The 477-nt window shown below is 44.2% G+C and carries 2 tRNA genes and 1 rRNA gene; all 3 read right to left on the reverse strand.

The features are described 5' to 3' along the window. Window positions 1–16 precede the first annotated feature (16 nt). The 3 genes from F8162_RS21195 to rrf all read right to left on the reverse strand — a co-directional run bounded on the left by F8162_RS21195 (window position 17) and on the right by rrf (window position 309). Window positions 17–108, reverse strand: a tRNA-Ser gene (locus F8162_RS21195). Window positions 109–110: 2 nt separating this feature from the next. Beyond that, window positions 111–185, reverse strand: a tRNA-Asn gene (locus F8162_RS21200). Window positions 186–193: 8 nt separating this feature from the next. Further along, window positions 194–309, reverse strand: a 5S ribosomal RNA gene (gene rrf / locus F8162_RS21205). Between the last annotated feature and the right edge of the window lie 168 nt (window positions 310–477).

The raw sequence follows: 477 nt of genomic DNA on the forward strand, positions 1-477 counted from the left end.
AATATTATAAATCCTATGGCGGAGAGCAAGGGATTCGAACCCTTGATACGCTTGTGACGTATACACGATTTCCAATCGTGCTCCTTCGGCCAACTCGGACAGCTCTCCAATGGCTCCGCAGGTAGGAATCGAACCTACGACCGATCGGTTAACAGCCGATAGCTCTACCGCTGAGCTACTGCGGAATAATATTGCCTGGCAACGTCCTACTCTCACAGGGACAAGGTCCCAACTACCATCGGCGCTAGAGAGCTTAACTTCCGTGTTCGGTATGGGAACGGGTGTGACCTCTCTGCCATCATTACCAGACATTATTATTTTGAGACAATCATTATTATAACTTATTAAGTTTAAAAGTCAACAAGTTTTTTATGTTCTCTCAAAACTAGATAACATTGCTACATATTATATGGTTAAGTCCTCGATCTATTAGTATTCGTCAGCTCCACATGTCACCATGCTTCCACCTCGAACCTA

Source organism: Bacillus sp. CH140a_4T, assembly GCF_008923725.1.
Taxonomy (GTDB): domain Bacteria; phylum Bacillota; class Bacilli; order Bacillales; family Bacillaceae_G; genus Bacillus_A.